The following is a 21387-nucleotide window of genomic DNA, read 5'->3' as shown; positions in this document are numbered from 1 at the left end:
GCGTTGTCACCGACAACGCCCTTTTTGCGATTACGGGTTACGCTGCAGTTCAAACACCACATCAACCTGATCGTCGAAGTGAATGCTCTGCTTTTCATAGGTTTCCGCCGCAGAGGTCATCGGTGCGGCATCGGCCATTTTATACATGCGCGCGACCGGCATTGGCTGGTAGTTAGCAACGTGATAACGGATGCTGTAAACCGGGCCCAGCTTGGTATTAAAGCCTTTCGCCAGCTCGCCTGCCTGCTGCGTCGCGTCCTGAATCGCGGCCTGACGCGCCTTGTTGCGGTACTCATCCGGATGGGCCACGCCCAGCTCAACGGAGCGGATTTCGTTCAGGCCAGACTTCAGCGCACCGTCCAGCAGCTCGTTCAGCTTATCTAACTGACGCAGAGTCACCTGCACCTGACGCACCGCACGGTAGCCTTTCAGCACCGCTTTGCCTTCTTTGGTGTAGTCATATTCTGGCTGGGTACGCAGGTTAGCGGCATCAATATCTTTCTTCTCAATGCCATTTTTTTGCAGGAAATCAAAGTACTGCGCGACTCGCGTATCGGCCTGAGTCTTGGCTGCAGCGGCATCTTTCGCCGAAATGCTGACTTCAATAGCCAGCGTAGCGATATCCGGTGTGGCTTCAACACTGGACTGGCCAGACGTCACAACGTGTGGGCCATTCGGCAGCTCATCTGCCAGCGCCAGAGCCGGTACGGTTCCAAATCCAATCATTGCGGCCAGGGCCAATTTAGTAAGCTTCACTGGGTTCCTCCGTGGGGTATTTCAGTCACATCAAGGTTTACTGACGGGGAAAATTGCCTCACCGCCAGAGAAATGTTCCGTTAAAACGCAACAAGCTGGCATATGTTATTGCGTTTTCGGGTATCAGGCTATGACCTTAATTCCTGGAGTGAGTTCCTTGTGACGGAAATCATCCCCATCAGACAATTACTGGAAACCTGTTGCCTGCAGCGCCAGCTTTAACGCAATGCCCCACATCATAACCCCAACCAGCGCATTGATGATGCGTTGGGCTTTCGCCGTATTCAGCAGCGGTGACAGCCAGGCGGCGAGTGACGCCAGGCCAAAGAACCACAGGATTGATGCGGTAACCGAGCCCAACGCAAACCAGCTGCGGGCTTCCGCCGGAAGCTGTCCGCCCAGACTGCCGAGCACCACAAAGGTATCGATATAGACATGCGGATTCAGCCAGGTCACGGCCATCATGGTGGCGACAATCCGCCAGCGTCCCTGCTTCATCGCGGCGGAGGAAGAGAGGTCAATGTTGCCGCTGAACGCGGTACGCAATGCTCCCCAGCCGTACCACAGCAGGAAAAGCACGCCGCCCCAGGTCACCAGATTGAGCAGCAGTGGCGATTGGGTCAGCAAGGCACTGCCGCCAAACACTCCGGCGCAAATCAGGACGATGTCGCTCAGGGTACAGAGTCCGGCGGTCATCAGATGATATTGACGACGCACGCCCTGATTTAACACCAGCGCATTTTGTGGCCCTAACGGCAGGATTAACGCAGCACCCAGAGCCATGCCCTGAAAGAAGATTGAAAACACGGGAAACACCTCGTCCTGAATAATTGCAGGCGAGTGTATAGCGGAAGGTTCATTAGAGGAAATGGAATAAACTAATGTTATATCAGTTTTTCTAATAACGTTAAGGCAAGAAAGGCGAACCGTGGCTCGCCTTTAACTTACTGATTACTCTGGTTTAGGTAACGACGGCGCCACCTCTGGCGTCGCGGTTTTGGCTTCAGCCTGCTGATCTTCAGCGGACTTCACCTGATGCAGGTGAACGTCCATCTGCGGATAAGGAATACCAATCTGATGCGCGTCCAGCGTGCGCTTGAAGTTCTTCATCAGATCCCAGTAGACGTTCTGCAGGTCACCGGCATTACTCCAGCAGCGCACCACGAAGTTCACTGAAGAGGCGGCCAGTTCATTCAGGCCAATCTGGATGCCCATATCGCGCAGCACGCGAGGCTCGGCATCAACCACTTCCTGCAGCAGCTTGATCACCTGATCAACGTCGGCATCGTAAGCAACGCCAATAATGAATTCATTACGGCGCACCGGCTCCCGCGAGAAGTTAACAATATTCCCGGCGATGATTTTACCGTTTGGCACCACGACAATTTTGCCGTCGGCGGTTTTCAGGGTGGTAGAGAAGATCTGCACGCTCTGCACCGTCCCCATTACACCGATATCAATGAATTCACCGGTACGGAACGGACGGAAGGTAACCAGCAGCACGCCGGCCGCCAGGTTAGCCAGCGAACCCTGCAGCGCCAGACCAATGGCCAGGCCGGCGGCACCGAGCACCGCGATCACCGAGGCGGTCTGCACGCCTACCCTGCCCAGTGCAGCGATCAGCGTAAAAGCGATGACCCCGTAGCGCACCAGCGCTGAAAGGAAGTCGGCTACCGTGGCATCGATATGACGCGCCAGCAGCACTTTATTCAGGGTGTTGGAGATGAGTCGCGCCACAATCATCCCGACGATGATAATCGCAATGGCCGCCACGATATTCACGACATAACTCAACAGCAGCTCCTGGTTGCGCACCAGCCAACCTCCTGCGTTGTTAATGCCATGTACCACGTTCAGATCTTCCATTTCGTTTTCCTGTTGTTGTTCCCCTGCGGGAAGTAAGCAGTTTTTTGCCAGACAAACTGACATCCCAAACTCAAAGGGTAACCAATAATGCCGCGCTCTGCCAAATAAGCAGTCAAATTAACAATTTGTTACCGGACAGGCGAAAAAAAAGGCCCCGGTAAAGGGGCCTTTTTCATACTGTCGTTAACGCGGCAAAATTACAGAACGTCGACTGCGTTCAGCTCTTTAAATGCCTGCTCCAGACGAACGATCATTGATGACTGGGATGCGCGCAGCCAGACACGTGGATCGTAGTATTTTTTGTTTGGCTTGTCTGCGCCTTCCGGGTTGCCCAGCTGGGCCTGCAGGTAGCCTTCGTTCTTTTTGTAGTACTGCAGGATACCGTCCCAGGTTGCCCATTGGGTGTCAGTATCGATGTTCATTTTGATCACGCCGTAGCTGATTGACTCTTCGATTTCTGCAGCAGAAGAACCGGAACCACCGTGGAAGACGAAATCCAGCGAGTTGTGTGGCAGGTTGTGTTTCTTGCTCACATAGTCCTGAGAATCACGCAGGATGGTCGGAGTCAGCTTAACGTTGCCTGGCTTGTACACGCCGTGCACGTTACCGAATGACGCAGCGATAGTGAAGCGCGGGCTGATGGCATTCAGTTTTTCGTAAGCGTAATCAACGTCTTCTGGCTGAGTGTACAGTGCAGAAGCGTCCATGTGGCTGTTGTCCACGCCGTCTTCTTCGCCACCGGTGCAACCCAGTTCGATTTCCAACGTCATGTTGATCTTAGCCATACGGGCCAGATAGGTGCTGCAGATCTCGATGTTTTCTTCCAGTGACTCTTCTGACAGGTCGATCATGTGAGAAGAGAACAGTGGCTTACCGGTTTTCTCGAAGTGAGCTTCACCCGCGTCCAGCAGACCGTCGATCCATGGCAGCAGTTTTTTCGCGCAGTGGTCAGTGTGCAGGATAACCGGCACGCCGTAATGTTCTGCCATCTGATGCACGTGGTGCGCGCCAGAGATTGCGCCCAGGATTGCTGCAGCCTGTGGCTTGTCTGATTTCAGACCTTTACCGGCGATGAAGCCTGCGCCACCGTTAGAGAACTGAATGATGACCGGGGCTTTAACTTTCGCAGCGGTTTCCAGAACGGCGTTGATGGAGTCGGTGCCTACGCAGTTAACGGCTGGCAGAGCGAATTTGTTTTCTTTCGCTACTTTGAAGATCTTCTGCACGTCGTCGCCGGTGACAACGCCTGGTTTTACGAAATCAAAAATTTTAGACATGTTTTTTGTCCTGTTTCGTCGGTCGTATTAAGAGATTCGGAACCCGTCAAACGGGTAAATCATTCTGGCGGGAAGCAACTTCCCGCCCCAGTAATTACTGTTTTGCACGCGCTTCAAGCATGGCGACTGCTGGCAGTGTTTTGCCTTCCACGAACTCCAGGAAAGCACCGCCGCCGGTAGAGATATAAGAGATCTTATCTTCGATACCGAACAGATCGATGGCCGCCAGCGTATCACCGCCACCTGCGATAGAGAATGCGTCGCTGTCTGCAATCGCATTAGCAATGATTTCAGTGCCTTTGCGGAAGTTCGGGAATTCGAACACGCCAACCGGACCGTTCCACAGGATAGTTTTGGCTTCTTTCAAGATCTTAGCCATTGCCAGTGCGGTTTCATCGCCGAAGTCCATGATCTCTTCATCATCTTTCACTTCGCTGACTTTTTTCACGGTAGACGGTGCAGTTTCAGAGAATTCCGTGCCTACGCGGGAGTCGGTAGGAACCGGGATTTTAAATTCGTCACGCAGTTTTTTCGCCGCATCAACAAAATCAGGCTCATACAGAGACTTACCGACGTTGTTATCAATCGCCACGAAGGTGTTGGCAATGCCGCCGCCGACAATCACGGTGTCCGCGATTTTTACCAGCGAGTTCAGCACGTCAAACTTGGTAGAGACTTTAGAACCGCCAACCACCGCCACCATTGGGCGCTCTGGCGATTTCAACGCTTTACCCAGCGCGTCCAGTTCGTTAGCCAGCAGTGGGCCAGCACACGCGATTGGGGCAAATTTGCCGACGCCGTGGGTAGACGCCTGCGCGCGGTGTGCGGTACCGAAGGCATCCATCACGTAGATGTCGCACAGGGCGGCATATTTTTTAGAGAGGGCTTCGTCGTCTTTCTTTTCGCCTTTGTTAAAGCGAACGTTTTCCAGAACGACCAGCTCACCTTCGGCAATGTCCAGGCCGTCAAGGTAGTCTTTCGCCAGGCGAACAGGAGAAGAGAGTTTGTCTTTCAGATAGTTAACAACTGGCAGGAGGGAAAACTCCTCGTTGTATTCACCTTCAGTCGGGCGACCAAGATGGGAGGTAACCATCACTTTCGCGCCCTGCTTCAACGCCGCTTCGATGGTCGGCAATGAGGCACGGATACGTGCATCCGACGTCACTTTCCCTTCTTTCACTGGCACGTTCAAATCAGAACGAATAAGTACGCGTTTGCCAGCAAGATCCAGATCGGTCATCTTAATTACAGACATGGTGAATCCTCTCGTTGATTCTCTAAGTTTTGACAGGCGCAAACCGCGCCCTACCTGAAACCGGTTGCGGCCATCGCTAACGTCGTGTCGATCATTCGGTTAGCAAAGCCCCACTCGTTGTCGCACCAGACAAGTGTCTTGATCAGGTGCTGACCGCTGACCCGCGTCTGCGTGCCGTCCACTATGGCACTGTGCGGATCGTGGTTAAAATCTATGGAGACTAACGGTAATTCCGTATAGTCAACTATACCACTAAATGCCCCTTCTGACGCGTTTCGCAACAAGGCATTAACCTCGCACGCCTGCACCGCCTCCCTCACGCTGACGCTCAAATCAATCGCCGTCACGTTTATTGTAGGGACACGTACCGCTATCGCCTCAAAACGGTCGTTAAATTTAGGAAAAATACGGGTAATGCCGGCGGCAAGACGCGTATCGACCGGAATAATCGACTGGCTGGCTGCGCGCGTGCGTCGCAGGTCGGGATGATACGCATCTATCACCTGCTGATCGTGCATGGCTGAGTGGATAGTGGTCACGGTGCCCGACTCGATGGTGAAGGCATCATCCAGCAGTTTAATCACCGGAATAATACAGTTGGTGGTGCAGGAAGCGTTGGAGACGATCAGGTGGTCCGGTTGCAGCTCTTTCTCATTCACACCGAAAACCACGGTGGCATCCAGGTCGTTTCCGCCAGGATGGGAGAACAGCACTTTTTTCGCGCCGGCGGCCAGATGGGCTTCGCCGTCTGCACGACTGCCATACACGCCGGTACAATCCAGCACCACATCGACATTCAGCTCCTGCCACGGCAGATCGCTGATTTCCGCACGATGCAGCAGACGAATGGTATCTTCGCCGACCCACAGCAGATCCCGCTCCTGGCGGACATCCCAGGCAAATCGCCCGTGGCTGGTATCGTACTTCAGTAAATGCGCCATTCCCGCCGCGTCAGCCAGCTCATTGATGGCCACCACGGTGATCTCTGCACGACGTCCGGTTTCATAAAGAGCACGCAACACGTTGCGTCCGATGCGACCAAAACCGTTTATGGCAATGCGAACCGTCATATCACTCCTGCATCCGAATTCGGTGTAAAACTGGAGCGTTAGCCTGAGCCAGACGTTCAAATTTGTACAGGGAATTCTTGCATCAGAAAAACTGTACTAAGCCCGTATATCTTCAGCAACTGCGCAAACTGAAACGGTTCAGCGAGAATAATAGAATGGAGGAATAATAGGAATGACGAGGATCAATTGCTGCGACAATCTTTAGATCTAAGTCACAGATTTAGAAAATTCCACGGCCGGGGATGACGGCGGAAAAGTGAAAACGGGGCGGAAGCAATCCCGCCCCGCTGGGCTTACAGCAGTTCTTTCGCTTTAGCGACCACGTTATCCACGGTGAAGCCAAACATTTCAAACAGCTGCTCTGCAGGCGCTGACTCACCAAAGGTGGTCATACCGACGATTGCACCGTTCAGACCGGTGTATTTGAACCAGTAATCTGCGATACCGGCTTCAATCGCCACACGGGCGCTGACCGCTTTCGGCAGAACCGCTTCACGGTATGCGGCATCCTGTTTGTCGAAGGCATCGGTAGACGGCATCGACACCACGCGCGCCTTACGGCCTTCGGAGGTCAGCTTGTCATACGCGCCCACCGCCAGTTCAACTTCTGAACCGGTGGCGATCAGGATGATTTCCGGCTGACCATCACAGTCTTTCAGCACGTAACCACCGCGAGCCACATTGGCCAGCTGCTCAGCCGTACGATCCTGCTGCGCCAGATTCTGACGGGAGAAGATCAGTGCCGTTGGGCCGTCGAAGCGCTCGATAGCGTATTTCCAGGCAACCGCAGACTCAACCTGGTCACATGGTCGCCACAGGCTCATGTTCGGGGTGACGCGCAGGCTGGCCATCTGCTCAACCGGCTGATGCGTAGGACCGTCTTCGCCCAGACCGATGGAGTCGTGGGTATAGACCATCACCTGACGGATTTTCATCAGTGCAGCCATACGCGCAGCGTTACGCGCGTATTCAACAAACATCAGGAAGGTCGCGGTGTATGGCAGGAAGCCGCCGTGCAGCGTGATGCCGTTAGCGATGGCGGTCATACCGAATTCACGCACACCGTAATGGATGTAGTTACCGGCCAGATCCTCATTGATTGGCTTAGAACCAGACCACATGGTCAGGTTGCTTGGCGCCAGGTCAGCCGAGCCGCCCAGGTATTCTGGCAGCAGTTTACCGAAGGCTTCCAGCGTGTTTTGCGACGCTTTACGGCTGGCGATTTTTGCTGGGTTAGCCTGCAGCTGTTCGATGAACTTCTGCGACTCAGCCTGCCAGTTAGCCGGCAGCTCGTTGCCCATACGGCGTTTGAATTCTGCCGCCAGCTCCGGGTGCGCTTTTGCGTAGGCCGCGAACTTCTCGTTCCAGCTGGCTTCTTTCGCCTGACCGGCTTCTTTCGCATCCCACTGCGCGTAGATATCCTGTGGGATCTCGAACGGCGCGTGGCTCCAGCCCAACTGCTTACGGGTCAGTGCTACTTCGTCATCACCCAGCGGTGCGCCGTGTGAATCGTGGGTACCGGCTTTGTTTGGTGAACCAAAGCCAATCACGGTTTTGCACATCAGCAGGGAAGGCTTGTCGCTAACCGCTTTCGCTTCTTCAACCGCTTGCTTGATTGCGGCTGCATCGTGACCGTCAACACCGCGCACTACGTGCCAGCCGTAAGCTTCGAAACGCTTGGCGGTGTCGTCAGTGAACCAACCGTCAATGTGACCGTCGATTGAGATACCGTTGTCATCATAGAAGGCAACCAGTTTGCCCAGCTTCAGCGTACCGGCCAGCGAGCACACTTCGTGGGAGATACCTTCCATCATGCAGCCGTCACCCATGAACACATAGGTGTTATGGTCAACAACATCGTGACCCGGACGGTTGAACTGCGCCGCCATCGTGCGCTCGGCAATAGCCATACCTACAGCGTTAGCCACGCCCTGACCCAGTGGGCCGGTAGTGGTTTCCACGCCTGCGGTGTAACCGAATTCCGGGTGACCTGGAGTTTTAGAGTGCAGCTGACGGAAGTTTGCCAGCTCAGCAATCGGCAGATCGTAGCCGGTGAGGTGCAACAGGCTGTAGATCAGCATGGAGCCGTGACCGTTCGACAGCACGAAGCGGTCGCGATCGGCCCACAGAGGATTCGTAGGGTTATGGTTCAGAAATTCACGCCACAGCACTTCGGCGATATCTGCCATGCCCATCGGGGCGCCAGGGTGGCCAGATTTGGCTTTTTGTACCGCATCCATACTTAATGCGCGAATGGCGTTAGCAAGCTCTTTACGAGAAGACATGTTCTACTCCAGGTCGGATTAAACGCTTCGCCGTCCTTAACCTATTTTAATCAATGAGTTATCAGGCAAAGTTGTAAAAGTCGACCCTCAATGTACATGAAAGACGGGTCTGCTGTACATGGCGAAACGTGCAAAATAGCAGGCGTAAACTTGCGGTTTGTGGCTATAACCACTATGCATTCGTAGATGCGCACGTTATAACGCTCTCTTTATAAGCAGCGTTTTTTTCTGCCGGTTTGGCAGGTTCTTGTTTTTACTACCTTGTTACTGATGGATGAAATAATATGAAATTACCCCTCTCTTTCGTTTCTCTGGGACTGATTACCGCACTTTCTGGTTGTCAGGGAGTAGACAGCAACGCGCTTATGCAGTCTGGTGCGCAGGCCTATCAGGCCGCCACCATTAGCGATGAACAGGTCAAAGAACTCAGCGTGAAATCCTGTGCGCAGATGGATAGCGAAGCGCAAATTGCGCCCGACTCCAGCCCGTATGCGCAGCGCCTGGCGAAAATCTCCGCCGCACTGGGTGACAACATCAACGGCACGCCGGCCAACTACAAGGTGTACATCACCAAAGACGTCAATGCCTGGGCGATGGCGAACGGCTGTATCCGCGTTTACAGCGGATTGATGGATATGATGACCGACAATGAAGTCGAGGGTGTGCTGGGCCATGAAATGGGCCACGTGGCATTAGGCCATAGCCGTCGCGCGATGCAGGTTGCCTACAGCACCACCGCTGCCCGTACCGCCATGGGTTCCGTGGGCGGCATCGCCGGTACGCTGTCCCAGTCGCAGCTTGCAGACCTGGGTGAGAAACTGGTTAACGCGCAGTTCTCGCAGAAGCAGGAATCGCAGGCAGATGATTACTCTTTCGACCTGATGAAAAAGCGCAACATCGATCCTAACGGCCTGGTCACCAGCTTTGAAAAACTGGCGAAACTGGAAGGCAGCCATCAAAGTTCGATGTTTGATTCCCACCCGGCTTCCGAAGCGCGCGCTCAGCACATCAAAGAGCGTATCGCTGCCGGTAAATAACCGCGTGTTACCATAAAAAAAGGGCGCCCATATCCGGCGCCCTTCTCATTTCTGCTGATGAAACTAGCCTTTGTTAACGGCCTGAACATGCAGCATATCCAGCGCCAGCGTGGCGGCAGCCAGAGCGGTCAGGTCGGACTGGTCATAGCCCGGTGCGACTTCCACCAGATCCATCCCGACGATGTTCAACCCCTGCAGACCGCGCACCAGCTTGGTGGCTTTATCGGTGGTCAGACCGCCGATCACCGGCGTGCCGGTGCCTGGCGCATGCGCCGGATCGAGGCAGTCGATATCGAAGGTCAGATAAACCGGCATATCGCCAACGATCTGCTTCACCTGAGCGAGGATGTCATCAACACTGCGGTCGTTAACCTGCGCCGCGTCCAGCACGTTGAAGCCCAGTGAGGCATCAAACTCGGTACGGATACCGATCTGCACCGAGTGTGCCGGATCGATCAGGCCTTCCTTCGGCGCATGGTGGAACATGGTGCCGTGATCGAAGGTCGGGCCGTTGGAATAGGTATCGGTATGGGCATCAAAATGCACCAGCGCCATCTTACCGAAGTATTTAGCATGAGCGCGCAGCAGCGGCAGCGTCACGTAGTGATCGCCACCGAAGGTCAGCATACGCTTGCCGTTGGCCAGCAGCTTCTCGGCATGCGCCTGCAGCTTGTCGGTCAGATCCTGAGAATCGCCAAAGGCGTACACCAGGTCACCGCAGTCGATCACCTTTAAACGCTGACGCAGATCGAAGTTCCACGGCCAGCGGCAGCCTTCCCACGCCAGGTTAGTGGAGATCTGACGGATCGCGCCAGGGCCCAGGCGGCTGCCAGGACGACCGGAGGTCGCGGCATCGAAAGGAATACCGGTGATCACCCACTCAGCGTCGCTGTCGTAAGGCTGGAAGTTGACCGGAAAACGCATAAAACCAAAGGCGTTTGACACCAGCGAGTTGTCGTACTGGTTGCCCAGGGTGTTATTCATACCAAATCCTCTTTAACTGTGAAGCCGGACCAGGCCAGCTTTCGGCTGAAACAGAGATAAAAAAAATCCCCACCGCGTCGTTAAACCCGACGAGGAAGGGATTTTGCGGAGAATTGCCACGCCCGCCATCGGCGTGGTCAACTCGTCCAGCAGGTGAAGATTATTCGTCTTCCAGATAAGTGTAGCCGTACAAGCCAGATTCGAACTCTTCGAGGAACTGCGCGCGCAGCTCTTCGTCCAGATCGCTCTCTTTAAGCTGGTTGCGGAAGTGCGTCAGCAGCTCCTGCGGATCCAGCTGCACGTATTCCAGCATGTCTGCAACGGTGTCGCCTTCGTCAGACAGATGCACGTCAACGCGGCCATCGGCATAGGCAAACACATCCACCGCTTCGGTATCGCCGAACAGGTTGTGCATGTTGCCGAGGATTTCCTGGTAAGCGCCGACCATAAAGAAGCCGAGCATCGGAGGATTATCCACATCGTACTGCGGCATCGGCATGGTGGTGGCAATGCCATCGCCATCAACATAGTGATCGATGGTGCCATCGGAGTCACAGGTGATGTCCAGCAGCACCGCGCGACGTTCAGGCGACTTGTTCAGCCCTTCCAGCGGCAGCACCGGGAACAGCTGATCGATACCCCAGGCATCCGGCATCGACTGGAACAGCGAGAAGTTGACGTAAATCTTGTCCGCCATACGCTCCTGCAGTTCGTCGATGATGGGACGGTGCGCGCGGTTGGTCGGGTCAAGATGCTGCTGAATATAGTGGCAGATGCTCAGATAAAGCTGCTCAGCCCAGGCGCGCTGCGTCAGGTCATAAGTGCCCTGCGAGTAGCCGGTATGAATATCAAACAGATCCATCTGACTGTCATGCAGCCATTCGCGCAGCGAGCGACGGTTGTTTGGCTGATGCATCTCCTGCCAGGTATCCCACATGCTGACAATCGGACGTGGCGAGTCCGCAGACGGCGTCTGTGGCTCACTGAATTCGTTACGCTCTACGCCGATGATGTTCGACACCAGCACGGTGTGGTGCGCCGTGACGGCACGGCCAGACTCGGTGATCACCGTAGGGTGCGGCAGATTATGCTCTTCGCAGGCATCGCCGATCGCCCAGATCACGTTGTTGGCATATTCGTTCAGGCCGTAGTTAACGGAGCAGTCAGACTGCGAACGCGTTCCCTCATAGTCCACGCCCAAACCGCCGCCGACATCGAAGCACTGAATGTTGACGCCGAGTTTAGCCAGCTCAACATAGAAACGGGCCGATTCACGCACGCCGGTGGCGATGTCGCGAATATTGGACATCTGCGAACCGAGGTGGAAATGCAGCAGCTGCAGGCTTTCCATCCGGCCAGCTTCACGCATGATATCGACCAGCTTAAGCACCTGCGTCGCCGACAGACCAAACTTGGATTTTTCGCCGCCGCTGGACTGCCATTTACCGGAGCCCTGAGACGCCAGACGCGCACGGATACCGAGACGAGGCACCACGTTCAGACGTTCCGCCTCTTCCAGCACCAGCTTCACTTCGGTCATTTTTTCCAGCACCAGATAGACCTTGTGGCCCATCTTTTCGCCGATCAGCGCCAGACGAATGTATTCACGGTCTTTATAGCCGTTACAGACAATGACCGAGCGGGTCTGACCGGCGTGAGCCAGTACCGCCATCAGCTCGGCTTTCGAACCGGCTTCCAGCCCCAGCGGTTCGCCGGAGTTGATCAGCGATTCGATAACGCGTTTGTGCTGGTTGACCTTAATTGGATAGACCAGGAAGTAATCGCCGCGATAGCCGTAAGATTCCCGCGCGCGTTTAAACGCGGCGTTAATCGAACGCAGACGGTGCTGCAGGATCTGCGGGAAGCAGAACAAGGCTGGCAGACGCTGACCTTCGGCCTCGCGCTCTTTAACCAGCTTCGCCAGGTCGACCCGGGCTTCCGGGACGTCCGGATTAGGACAGACGCTGACGTGCCCTAACTCATTGACGTCGTAGTAGTTATTACCCCACCAGGCAATATTGTAGGTGCGCAGCATCTTGCTGGCTTCTTGATCGCTCATGGCCACCTCCTGCATAGAGCGGAGTCCACCTTGTTCGCCAGCTGACGAACCCTTCATTGTCTTAATGTCGTCAGACATTGCGAGCCTCAAATTTCAGTGATGCGGAACAGTTAACTACTATCGCAGGGATAACCCGCAACAACAAGCCATCGGCGAGCGGGATATTCAGCATAAAACGCTGAAAGGCCGCGCCAATCGGTCTCTCAAGTATAACATTATGCAATTCCTTAATGTGCGGAATGAGAAGCCTGTCATGAAAATGTTCCACTTTTTACCTGAGCTGAAAAAAGCTTTAAAGAAAAAAGGCTGGCAATCCGATTAATGAGTGACCTAAAATAGCCGTCCAGATGTTAATCCATCTAAATGGTTAACTTCTAAGCGTCACCTGTTATGTACTGCTCATGGCTTTGCCTGAGGGGGCGCTGGGAACCGAAGCCGGTGAGAACTGGCAAACAGTCTTTAGCGCTATGCAGTCGTTATCAACCCGTATTCAGTAAGGTAAAGAATTAATGGCTAAACACCTTTTCACTTCCGAGTCCGTCTCAGAAGGACATCCTGATAAAATCGCCGACCAGATTTCTGATGCTGTGCTCGATGCCATCCTCGAGCAGGATCCGAAAGCGCGTGTCGCGTGCGAAACGTATGTGAAAACCGGCATGGTGCTGGTCGGTGGTGAAATCACCACGTCGGCCTGGGTCGATATTGAAGAGATCACCCGTAACACCGTACGCGAAATCGGTTATGTCCATTCCGATATGGGCTTTGATGCCAACTCTTGTGCCGTACTGAACGCCATCGGCAAACAGTCACCTGATATCAACCAGGGCGTAGACCGTACCGATCCTCTGGAACAGGGTGCGGGCGACCAGGGTCTGATGTTTGGTTATGCCACTAACGAAACTGATGTGCTGATGCCTGCGCCGGTGACCTATGCTCACCGTCTGGTTCAGCGTCAGGCTGAAGTGCGTAAAAATGGCACCCTGCCATGGCTGCGCCCGGATGCAAAAAGCCAGATCACTTTCCAGTATGACGATGGCAAAATCGTCGGTATTGATGCCGTGGTTCTGTCTACTCAGCACGCTGAAGATATCTCGCTGAAAGATCTGCAGGAAGCGGTGATGGAAGAGATCATCAAGCCGGTTCTGCCAGCAGAGTGGATCAACGCCAGCACCAAATACCACATTAACCCGACGGGCCGTTTCGTCATCGGTGGCCCAATGGGCGACTGTGGTCTGACGGGTCGTAAAATCATCGTTGATACCTACGGCGGCATGGCGCGTCACGGCGGCGGTGCGTTCTCCGGTAAGGATCCGTCTAAGGTTGACCGTTCAGCGGCATATGCAGCGCGCTATGTGGCGAAAAACATCGTTGCGGCTGGCCTGGCTGACCGTTGTGAGATTCAGGTTTCCTACGCGATTGGCGTGGCTGAACCGACTTCCATCATGGTTGAAACCTTCGGTACTGAGAAAGTCTCTACCGAGCAGCTGACGCTGCTGGTGCGCGAGTTCTTCGACCTGCGTCCCTACGGTCTGATTCAGATGCTGGACCTGCTGCACCCGATGTACCGCGAGACCGCGGCATACGGTCACTTCGGTCGTGAACATTTCCCTTGGGAAAAAACCGACAAGGCTGCACAGCTGCGTGAAGCTGCTGGCCTGAAGTAAGCACCAGCTTGCAGGACACAGGGCACCCGGTGGGTGCCCTTTTTGCTGTCTGACGCTGGCGGAATGGCCATCGCTGTCTACACTTTTTTTGGCTTCAGGCGCGTTGATTGTTAACGGTTACACTCAGAAATATTTACCAATATCTGATAATTAAGAATTAACTCTCTTAACAACCTGTAGCCTAATGCGCTATTTTCAGCGCTGTCTGATAGAAGGGCACTCGGGAACTAAGTGAAACTATTTACTACTATGACTAACTGGTTATAAAGCGTAAGCGCGCGTGAAAATGCTGCATTTAGGAATGATCTGGTGTGTAACCGATTACACCAATGTGATCTGCAGCACAGTCTTGTGGGCAAAGGTTTTCTAACATTTATAACAACAATAAGCAGTACCACTTTAATGGAGGCGTTATGCCTGATAATAAGAAAAAGAGCAGGACATCAAACAAGGCGATGACCTTCTTTGTTTGTTTCCTCGCAGCACTGGCCGGCCTGCTGTTTGGTCTGGATATCGGCGTTATCGCCGGTGCCCTGCCATTCATCGCGAAAGATTTTAACGTTACCGCACATCAGCAGGAGTGGATCGTCAGCTCAATGATGTTTGGTGCCGCCGTCGGTGCCGTCGGTAGCGGCTGGATGTCTTCCCGCCTGGGCCGTAAAAAAAGCCTGATGATCGGTGCCATTCTGTTTGTGATTGGCTCGCTGTGGTCAGCGATGTCATCCAACCCGGAAATGCTGATCTTCGCCCGCGTTCTGCTGGGTCTGGCCGTTGGCGTTGCCTCCTATACCGCGCCGCTGTACCTCTCTGAGATCGCACCAGAGAAGATTCGCGGCAGTATGATTTCCCTGTACCAGCTGATGATTACCATCGGTATTCTGGGTGCGTATCTGTCTGATACCGCGTTCAGCTACACCGGCGAATGGCGTTGGATGCTGGGCGTGATCACCATCCCGGCCGCGCTGCTGCTGGTTGGCGTTTGCTTCCTGCCTAACAGCCCACGCTGGCTGGCCGCCAAAGGCGATTTCCGTACCGCTCAGCGCGTACTGGACCGTCTGCGTGACACCAGCGAGCAAGCGAAACGCGAGCTGGACGAAATCCGTGAAAGCCTGAAGATCAAACAGTCCGGCTGGAGCCTGTTTAAAGGCAACAGCAACTTCCGTCGCGCGGTTTACCTGGGCGTGCTTCTGCAGATCATGCAGCAGTTCACCGGGATGAACGTCATCATGTATTACGCACCGAAGATTTTTGAAATTGCGGGCTTCACCAACACCACCGAGCAGATGTGGGGCACGGTGATTGTGGGTCTGGTTAACGTACTGGCGACATTTATTGCTATCGGTCTGGTTGACCGCTGGGGCCGTAAGCCAACGCTGAAACTGGGCTTCCTGGTGATGGCGGTCGGTATGGGTATCCTCGGCACCATGCTGCACGTGGGCATCCACTCTTCAACCGGTCAGTACTTCGCTATCGCCATGCTGCTGATGTTCATCATCGGTTTTGCGATGAGTGCCGGTCCGTTGATCTGGGTGCTGTGTTCTGAAATTCAGCCGCTGAAAGGCCGCGATTTCGGTATCACCGTGTCTACGGCAACTAACTGGATTGCCAACATGATTGTCGGCGCGACCTTCCTGACCATGCTCAACACCCTGGGCAACGCGAACACCTTCTGGGTTTACGCCGGTCTGAACGTGGTGTTTATCATTCTGACCATCGTGCTGATCCCGGAAACCAAAGGTATTTCGCTGGAACACATTGAACGTAACCTGTTGGGCGGCAAGAAGCTTCGCGATATCGGTCATCGTGACTAAGACTCTCTGGCCGGGGAAACCCGGCCAGCTTTATTGAATTCCCCCCTGCCACATCGTATTCTCTGCCGTATGAAATCCCTCAGACTTCCCATTGCCCTGCAACAAGCCGTGATGCGCTCACTGCGTGAAAAATTGCAGCTGGCAAACCATCGCCTGGAACGCAGCTACCCTGAACCCAAGTTGGTCTACCAACAACGCGGCACGGCAGCGGGCACCGCGTGGCTGCAACACTGGGAGATCCGTCTGAATCAGGTGCTGTTACTGGAAAATCAGCAGGCGTTTATTGAAGAAGTGGTGCCGCATGAACTGGCGCATCTGTTGGTGTGGAAACACTTTGGCCGGGTCGCGCCGCACGGCAAAGAGTGGAAGTGGATGATGGAAAGCATTCTGGATGTGCCGGCGCAGCGCACCCATAAGTTTGAGATTGAATCGGTGCGCAGTCGCTCTTTCCCCTACCGTTGTGGCTGTCAGCAGCATCAGCTGACGGTACGCCGCCATAACCGTGTCGTCAGGGGCGAAAGCGAGTATCGATGCGTCCGCTGCGGCGATCGCCTCTCTCCCGGCGAGTTCCAACAATCCGAAAAATCGTCCTGATGGCCAATTATTCAGCAATAACTCGCTGATTTTCTGGCACTGATTTCCCGAAGCGAATCGCATCTGTTACTCTCGCCGCCTCGTTTATCAGGCCAGGCCCGCAACATGCTTCGCAAATTTTTTTACTGCTTGTCACTCTCCCTGTTTTTACCGACTTTTTTCGCTCACGGCCTCAGCCTGGATAACTATCACCAGAACAGCTTTGGTCAGGCCAAAGAATATGCGGCTCAAATCAACGCCGATGCGCCAGGATCGTTCTATTGCGGCTGTAAAATCCACTGGAAAGGGAAAAAAGGCGTGCCTGACCTCGCCTCCTGTGGCTATCAGGTGCGCAAAAATGCCAACCGGGCGAAACGCATCGAGTGGGAACACGTGGTGCCGGCCTGGACGTTCGGCCACCAGCGTCAGTGCTGGCAAAATGGCGGCCGCAAACAGTGCGCGAAAGATGCCGGTTACCGCCAGATCGAGACCGATCTGCACAACCTTCAGCCTTCGATCGGCGAAGTGAATGGCGACCGTGGAAACTTTATGTACAGCCAGTGGAACGGCGGCGAGCGCCAGTATGGTCAGTGTGAAATGAAGATCGATTTCAAAAACAAACAGGCCGAGCCCCCTGCACGTGCGCGCGGCGCCATTGCCCGCACCTGGTTCTATATGCGCGATCGCTATCAGATCGACATGTCCAGGCAGCAAACCCAGCTGATGACCGTCTGGAACAAGCAGTATCCGGTCAGTTCATGGGAGTGCGAACGGGACAATCGCATCGCGCGCGTACAGGGCAACCACAATCCCTATGTACAGCAAGCTTGCCAGCGGTAAAATCACTGACCTAAACTAGAGCCCATCTTCAGGCCGGATCTGTTTTCCGGCCGCTAACATTTATCAGGATTTCCATGCGTATACCCCGCATTTTTCATCCCGAATTGCTTACCGCGGGCAGCGAGATTGCTCTCTGCGACGAGGCCGCTAACCATGTTGGCCGCGTGTTGCGAATGGGTGCCGGACAGGCCCTGGAATTGTTCGATGGCAGTAATCTGACTTTTGCCGCTGAGATCGTGCAGGCCGACAAAAAAAGCGTCCGCGTTTCCCTCGGCGAAAGCCGCGAAGATAGCCGTGAATCCCCGCTTCACCTGCATTTAGGCCAGGTGATGTCGCGTGGTGAGAAGATGGAGTTCACCATTCAGAAGGCGGTGGAACTTGGGGTAAATGTGATCACCCCCTTGTTTTCTGAGCGCTGTGGCGTAAAGCTTGATGCTGAGCGGCTGGCGAAAAAACACCAGCAATGGCAAAAAATTGTGATTGCTGCCTGTGAACAGTGCGGCAGAAACAGCGTGCCTGAGGTGCGTGAAGCGATGATGCTGGAGCGCTGGAGCGCCGAGCAGGACGATGGCTTAAAGCTGAACCTGCATCCCCGCGCCAGCCAGAGCATCAACACTCTGCCGCTGCCCGTTGAACGGGTACGCCTGCTGATTGGCCCGGAAGGCGGCTTAACCGCTGATGAAATCAGCATGACAGCACAATATGGCTTTACAGATATTCTGTTAGGCCCAAGAGTGCTCAGAACAGAAACGACGGCCCTGACGGCGATTACCGCCCTGCAGGTCCGGTTTGGCGATTTGGGCTAACCCATCCGCAAAGAAAAAGAGCTCACTGGAGAAGCAATAATGATTAAGCTTGGCATTGTGATGGACCCGATTACCTCCATCAATATTAAAAAAGACAGCAGCTTCGCCATGTTGCTGGAAGCACAGCGCCGTGGGTACGAAATTCATTACATGGAAATGAACGATCTCTACCTGCGTGGCGGCGAAGCGCGTGCGCGCACCCGCACCCTGAGCGTGGAGCAGAACTACGACAAGTGGTTCGACTTCGGCAGCGAGCAGGACATCGCGCTGGCCGATCTGAACGTGGTATTAATGCGCAAGGATCCACCGTTCGATACCGAATTCATCTACGCCACCTACATTCTTGAACGTGCAGAGGAAAAAGGCACGCTGATCGTCAACAAGCCGCAGAGCCTGCGCGACTGTAACGAAAAGCTGTTCACCGCCTGGTTTGCCGAGCTGACGCCGGACACGCTGGTGACGCGCAGTGCGCAGAAGATCCGCGAATTCTGGCAGGAGCATGGCGACATCATTCTTAAGCCGCTGGACGGCATGGGCGGCGCGTCAATTTTCCGCATCAAGAAAGAAGACCCGAATCTGTCAGTGATCATTGAAACCCTGACCGAGCACGGCAACTTCTACTGCATGGCGCAAAACTACATCCCGGCGATCACCGAAGGCGATAAGCGCGTGCTGGTTGTGGATGGCGAGCCGGTGCCTTACTGCCTGGCGCGTATTCCAAAGTCCGGCGAAACCCGTGGCAATCTGGCGGCCGGTGGCCGTGGCGAAGCCCGTCCGCTGACCGAAAGCGACTGGGAAATTGCCCGTCGCGTTGGCCCAACGCTGAAAGCCAAAGGACTGATTTTTGTCGGTCTGGACATTATTGGCGACAAGCTGACCGAAATTAACGTGACCAGCCCAACCTGCATCCGTGAGATCGAGGCAGCATTCCCGGTTTCAATTACTGGTATGCTGATGGACGCGATTGAAAAGCGTCTGGCCTGACAGATCGAATGGGGTCAACGGGCCCCTTTATTAACCCGTTAATTACGCCCGGGGCGCCAGCCCTGGGCGGTTAACCCTACTACAGAATCCTGATATGAATTTACAGCATCATTTTTTGATTGCGATGCCCACGCTGCAAGACCCGTTGTTTAAGCGCTCGGTGGTTTACATCTGCGAGCACAATGATGATGGGGCAATGGGCGTGATTGTGAATAAGCCAATGGACAATCTGACCGTTGACGGCATTCTCAAGAAGCTAAAAATCAGCCCTACCCCACGCGAAGCCGAGGTCAAACTCGACAAGCCGGTCTTTTCTGGCGGCCCGCTGGCGGAAGATCGGGGTTTTATCCTGCATTCAGCCCAGCGTACCTTTGCCTCCAGCATTCGTGTTTCTGACAACACGGTGATCACCACCTCCCGTGACGTGCTGGAAACGTTGGGAACCCCGGAGCAGCCAAAAGACGTGCTGGTCGCGTTGGGTTATTGCGCCTGGGAAAAAGACCAACTGGAAAGTGAGCTGCTGGAAAATGCCTGGCTCACCACCCCGGCCAACAGCAATATCCTGTTCAAAACCCCGATCGCTGAACGCTGGCGTGAAGCGGCAAAAAGCATCGGCGTGGATATTCACAATATCGCCAGCGATGCAGGTCACGCCTGATGAGCCATATGACCTTGCTTGCGTTTGATTTTGGTACCAAAAGCATCGGCGTCGCGATCGGCCAACAGTTAACCGGCACCGCCAGGCCGTTGGCGGCATTGAAGGCCCAGGACGGCACGCCGGACTGGAACAAGATTGAAGCGTTGCTGAAAGAGTGGGAACCCGATCGCGTGGTGGTTGGACTGCCGCTGAACATGGACGGCACCGAGCAACCGCTGACTGCCCGGGCACGTAAGTTTGCTAACCGTATTCATGGCCGTTTTGGCGTGCAGGTTGACCTTCATGACGAGCGCCTGAGCACGGTAGAAGCCCGCGCCGAGCTGTTCGAGCGCGGGGGTTTTCGTGCCCTGAGTAAAGGCAGCGTCGACTCCCTTTCCGCCGTGATCATCCTCGAAAGCTGGTTTGAAAACAGCTGGTCCTGAGGTCGCACAATCCACCCTAATCCCCTGCCAGCTGGAGCAGCATTCCCGCTTGTTGCCTCTGTTTGAGGCACTGAGCAAAGGTTTGCATGCCGACCTGCGATCCCGTTTCCAGTAATCCGCCAAGCTGATGGGTTTTGCCCTCACGGATCAGGTTCGCGACCGCTGGCGTATTGACCAACACTTCGAACAGTGCGATGCGGCCCTCGCCTTCCGGTTCCAGACGTTGCGCGATCACCGCCTTCAGGCTCCCGGCCAGCTGGCTGCGGATCAGGTTTTTCTCCGCTCCCGGAAACACGTCCACCAGCCGGTCCACGGCCTGCGTTGCGCCTCGCGTATGCAGCGTAGCCAGCACCAGATGCCCAGTTTCCGCGGCAGTTAATGCCTGCTGAATGGTATCGCCGTCGCGCAGTTCGCCGAGCAGGATGACATCGGGATCTTCACGCAGCGCGCTGCGCAACCCTTCGCTGAACGACGCGCAATGCGTGCCTATTTCGCGCTGCTGGATCAGCGAGCGTTGGCTGTGATGCAGAAACTCGATGGGATCTTCCAGCGTCAGAATATGCCGCTCCTGCTGTTGGTTGATGGCGGCAATCATTGACGCCAGCGTGGTTGACTTTCCGCTGCCGGTTGCCCCGGTGACCAGCACCAGCCCGGCCTGCAGCTGAAGCAGCGAGCGGGTAATTTCCGGCAGCTTTAGCGCGGCCATATCCGGGCTTTCGCTGGCGATCGCTCGCAACGCCAGCGAAAGCCCCTGCCGCTGGCGGAACAGGTTGGCACGCAGCCGCGTTCCGTCCGCCATGGTCAGGGCAAAGTCCAGCTGCCCGGCATGTGCGAATGCCGCCTGCTGGGCGTCGGTCAGCCAGTGCCGCGCATGGCTTTCCAGCATCGCGCTGGTAACCACCGGTAAAGCGCCGATCGGCTCCAGTTGGCCGCAACGGCGCCAGAATGGAGAATGACCACTGCAAAGGTGCAGATCCGAGGCGTTATGCTTTACACTAAGGGCCACCATGTCCTCAATATCCATATAATACTCCCTGACT

General features: G+C 54.9%; 20 protein-coding genes. 9 read left to right on the top strand and 11 right to left on the bottom strand.

Features of this window, described 5'->3' with window-relative positions; translation table 11 throughout:
• Window positions 1-30: 30 nt before the first annotated feature.
• The 7 genes from AC0IXH_RS22430 to tkt all read right to left on the bottom strand — a co-directional run bounded on the left by AC0IXH_RS22430 (window position 31) and on the right by tkt (window position 8509).
• Window positions 31-756: an oxidative stress defense protein gene (locus tag AC0IXH_RS22430; protein WP_151036626.1), complete on the bottom strand. Its 726-nt coding sequence runs from the start codon at window positions 754-756 to the stop codon at window positions 31-33.
• 186 nt (window positions 757-942) lie between these two features.
• Window positions 943-1563 (bottom strand): arginine exporter ArgO, encoded by a 621-nt coding sequence (gene argO / locus AC0IXH_RS22425; RefSeq protein WP_346567086.1) that lies wholly within the window; start codon window positions 1561-1563, stop codon window positions 943-945.
• 144 nt (window positions 1564-1707) lie between these two features.
• Window positions 1708-2622 carry a small-conductance mechanosensitive channel MscS gene (mscS, locus tag AC0IXH_RS22420; RefSeq protein ID WP_134822678.1) on the bottom strand — a complete coding sequence of 305 codons (915 nt, stop codon included), beginning with the start codon at window positions 2620-2622 and terminating at the stop codon, window positions 1708-1710.
• Window positions 2623-2819: 197 nt separating this feature from the next.
• On the bottom strand, window positions 2820-3899 hold the full coding sequence (fbaA, locus tag AC0IXH_RS22415; RefSeq protein WP_013203671.1) for a class II fructose-bisphosphate aldolase: 1080 nt from the start codon (window positions 3897-3899) through the stop codon (window positions 2820-2822).
• A 94-nt stretch (window positions 3900-3993) separates the two neighbouring features.
• The gene (gene pgk / locus AC0IXH_RS22410; protein ID WP_013203672.1) at window positions 3994-5154 is read right to left on the bottom strand and encodes a phosphoglycerate kinase; all 1161 of its coding nucleotides are present in this window, start codon (window positions 5152-5154) and stop codon (window positions 3994-3996) included.
• Between the two features lie 50 nt (window positions 5155-5204).
• Window positions 5205-6224, bottom strand: a complete 1020-nt coding sequence (epd, locus tag AC0IXH_RS22405; protein ID WP_013203673.1) for an erythrose-4-phosphate dehydrogenase — start codon at window positions 6222-6224, stop codon at window positions 5205-5207.
• 293 nt (window positions 6225-6517) lie between these two features.
• Window positions 6518-8509 carry a transketolase gene (tkt, locus tag AC0IXH_RS22400; RefSeq protein WP_346595756.1) on the bottom strand — a complete coding sequence of 664 codons (1992 nt, stop codon included), beginning with the start codon at window positions 8507-8509 and terminating at the stop codon, window positions 6518-6520.
• Between the two features lie 284 nt (window positions 8510-8793).
• Here tkt and loiP point away from each other — a divergent pair, with 284 nt between their 5' ends.
• On the top strand, window positions 8794-9546 hold the full coding sequence (gene loiP / locus AC0IXH_RS22395; protein ID WP_151036623.1) for a metalloprotease LoiP: 753 nt from the start codon (window positions 8794-8796) through the stop codon (window positions 9544-9546).
• 63 nt (window positions 9547-9609) lie between these two features.
• Here loiP and speB read toward each other — a convergent pair whose 3' ends face one another.
• The 3 genes from speB to AC0IXH_RS22380 all read right to left on the bottom strand — a co-directional run bounded on the left by speB (window position 9610) and on the right by AC0IXH_RS22380 (window position 12761).
• Window positions 9610-10530, bottom strand: a complete 921-nt coding sequence (gene speB, locus AC0IXH_RS22390) for an agmatinase (protein WP_151036622.1) — start codon at window positions 10528-10530, stop codon at window positions 9610-9612.
• 160 nt (window positions 10531-10690) lie between these two features.
• A complete protein-coding gene (gene speA, locus AC0IXH_RS22385) occupies window positions 10691-12667 on the bottom strand; it encodes a biosynthetic arginine decarboxylase (RefSeq protein ID WP_053143608.1) in 1977 nt (658 codons plus the stop codon).
• Entirely contained in the window at window positions 12660-12761 is a 102-nt protein-coding gene (locus tag AC0IXH_RS22380; protein WP_225309839.1) for a virulence promoting factor, read from the bottom strand. The genes speA and AC0IXH_RS22380 overlap by 8 nt, the downstream gene beginning before the upstream one ends.
• Before the next feature lie 337 nt (window positions 12762-13098).
• On the opposite strand from AC0IXH_RS22380, the gene metK reads away from it, so the two are divergent.
• The 8 genes from metK to ruvX all read left to right on the top strand — a co-directional run bounded on the left by metK (window position 13099) and on the right by ruvX (window position 20347).
• The gene (gene metK / locus AC0IXH_RS22375) at window positions 13099-14253 is read left to right on the top strand and encodes a methionine adenosyltransferase (protein ID WP_013203678.1); all 1155 of its coding nucleotides are present in this window, start codon (window positions 13099-13101) and stop codon (window positions 14251-14253) included.
• A 413-nt stretch (window positions 14254-14666) separates the two neighbouring features.
• Window positions 14667-16064, top strand: coding sequence for a sugar porter family MFS transporter (locus tag AC0IXH_RS22370; RefSeq protein ID WP_471721043.1), 1398 nt, complete (start codon window positions 14667-14669; stop codon window positions 16062-16064).
• Between the two features lie 69 nt (window positions 16065-16133).
• Window positions 16134-16658, top strand: coding sequence for a SprT family zinc-dependent metalloprotease (locus tag AC0IXH_RS22365; RefSeq protein WP_471721042.1), 525 nt, complete (start codon window positions 16134-16136; stop codon window positions 16656-16658).
• A 105-nt stretch (window positions 16659-16763) separates the two neighbouring features.
• A complete protein-coding gene (gene endA / locus AC0IXH_RS22360) occupies window positions 16764-17477 on the top strand; it encodes a deoxyribonuclease I (protein WP_471721041.1) in 714 nt (237 codons plus the stop codon).
• A gap of 74 nt (window positions 17478-17551) precedes the next feature.
• Window positions 17552-18283 carry a 16S rRNA (uracil(1498)-N(3))-methyltransferase gene (gene rsmE / locus AC0IXH_RS22355; RefSeq protein ID WP_013203682.1) on the top strand — a complete coding sequence of 244 codons (732 nt, stop codon included), beginning with the start codon at window positions 17552-17554 and terminating at the stop codon, window positions 18281-18283.
• 39 nt (window positions 18284-18322) lie between these two features.
• Window positions 18323-19267 (top strand): glutathione synthase, encoded by a 945-nt coding sequence (gene gshB, locus AC0IXH_RS22350; RefSeq protein ID WP_013203683.1) that lies wholly within the window; start codon window positions 18323-18325, stop codon window positions 19265-19267.
• A 94-nt stretch (window positions 19268-19361) separates the two neighbouring features.
• Window positions 19362-19925, top strand: coding sequence for a YqgE/AlgH family protein (locus tag AC0IXH_RS22345; protein WP_013203684.1), 564 nt, complete (start codon window positions 19362-19364; stop codon window positions 19923-19925).
• Complete coding sequence (ruvX, locus tag AC0IXH_RS22340) at window positions 19925-20347, top strand: Holliday junction resolvase RuvX (protein WP_013203685.1); 423 nt, start codon at window positions 19925-19927, stop codon at window positions 20345-20347. The genes AC0IXH_RS22345 and ruvX overlap by 1 nt, the downstream gene beginning before the upstream one ends.
• Window positions 20348-20363: 16 nt before the next feature.
• On the opposite strand, the gene AC0IXH_RS22335 is transcribed toward ruvX, so the two are convergent.
• A complete protein-coding gene (locus tag AC0IXH_RS22335; protein WP_471721040.1) occupies window positions 20364-21371 on the bottom strand; it encodes a type IV pilus twitching motility protein PilT in 1008 nt (335 codons plus the stop codon).
• Window positions 21372-21387: the final 16 nt, after the last annotated feature.

It is taken from the genome of Erwinia sp. AC075, assembly GCF_979253995.1.
This window is presented reverse-complemented; position numbering and strand designations above follow the sequence as displayed.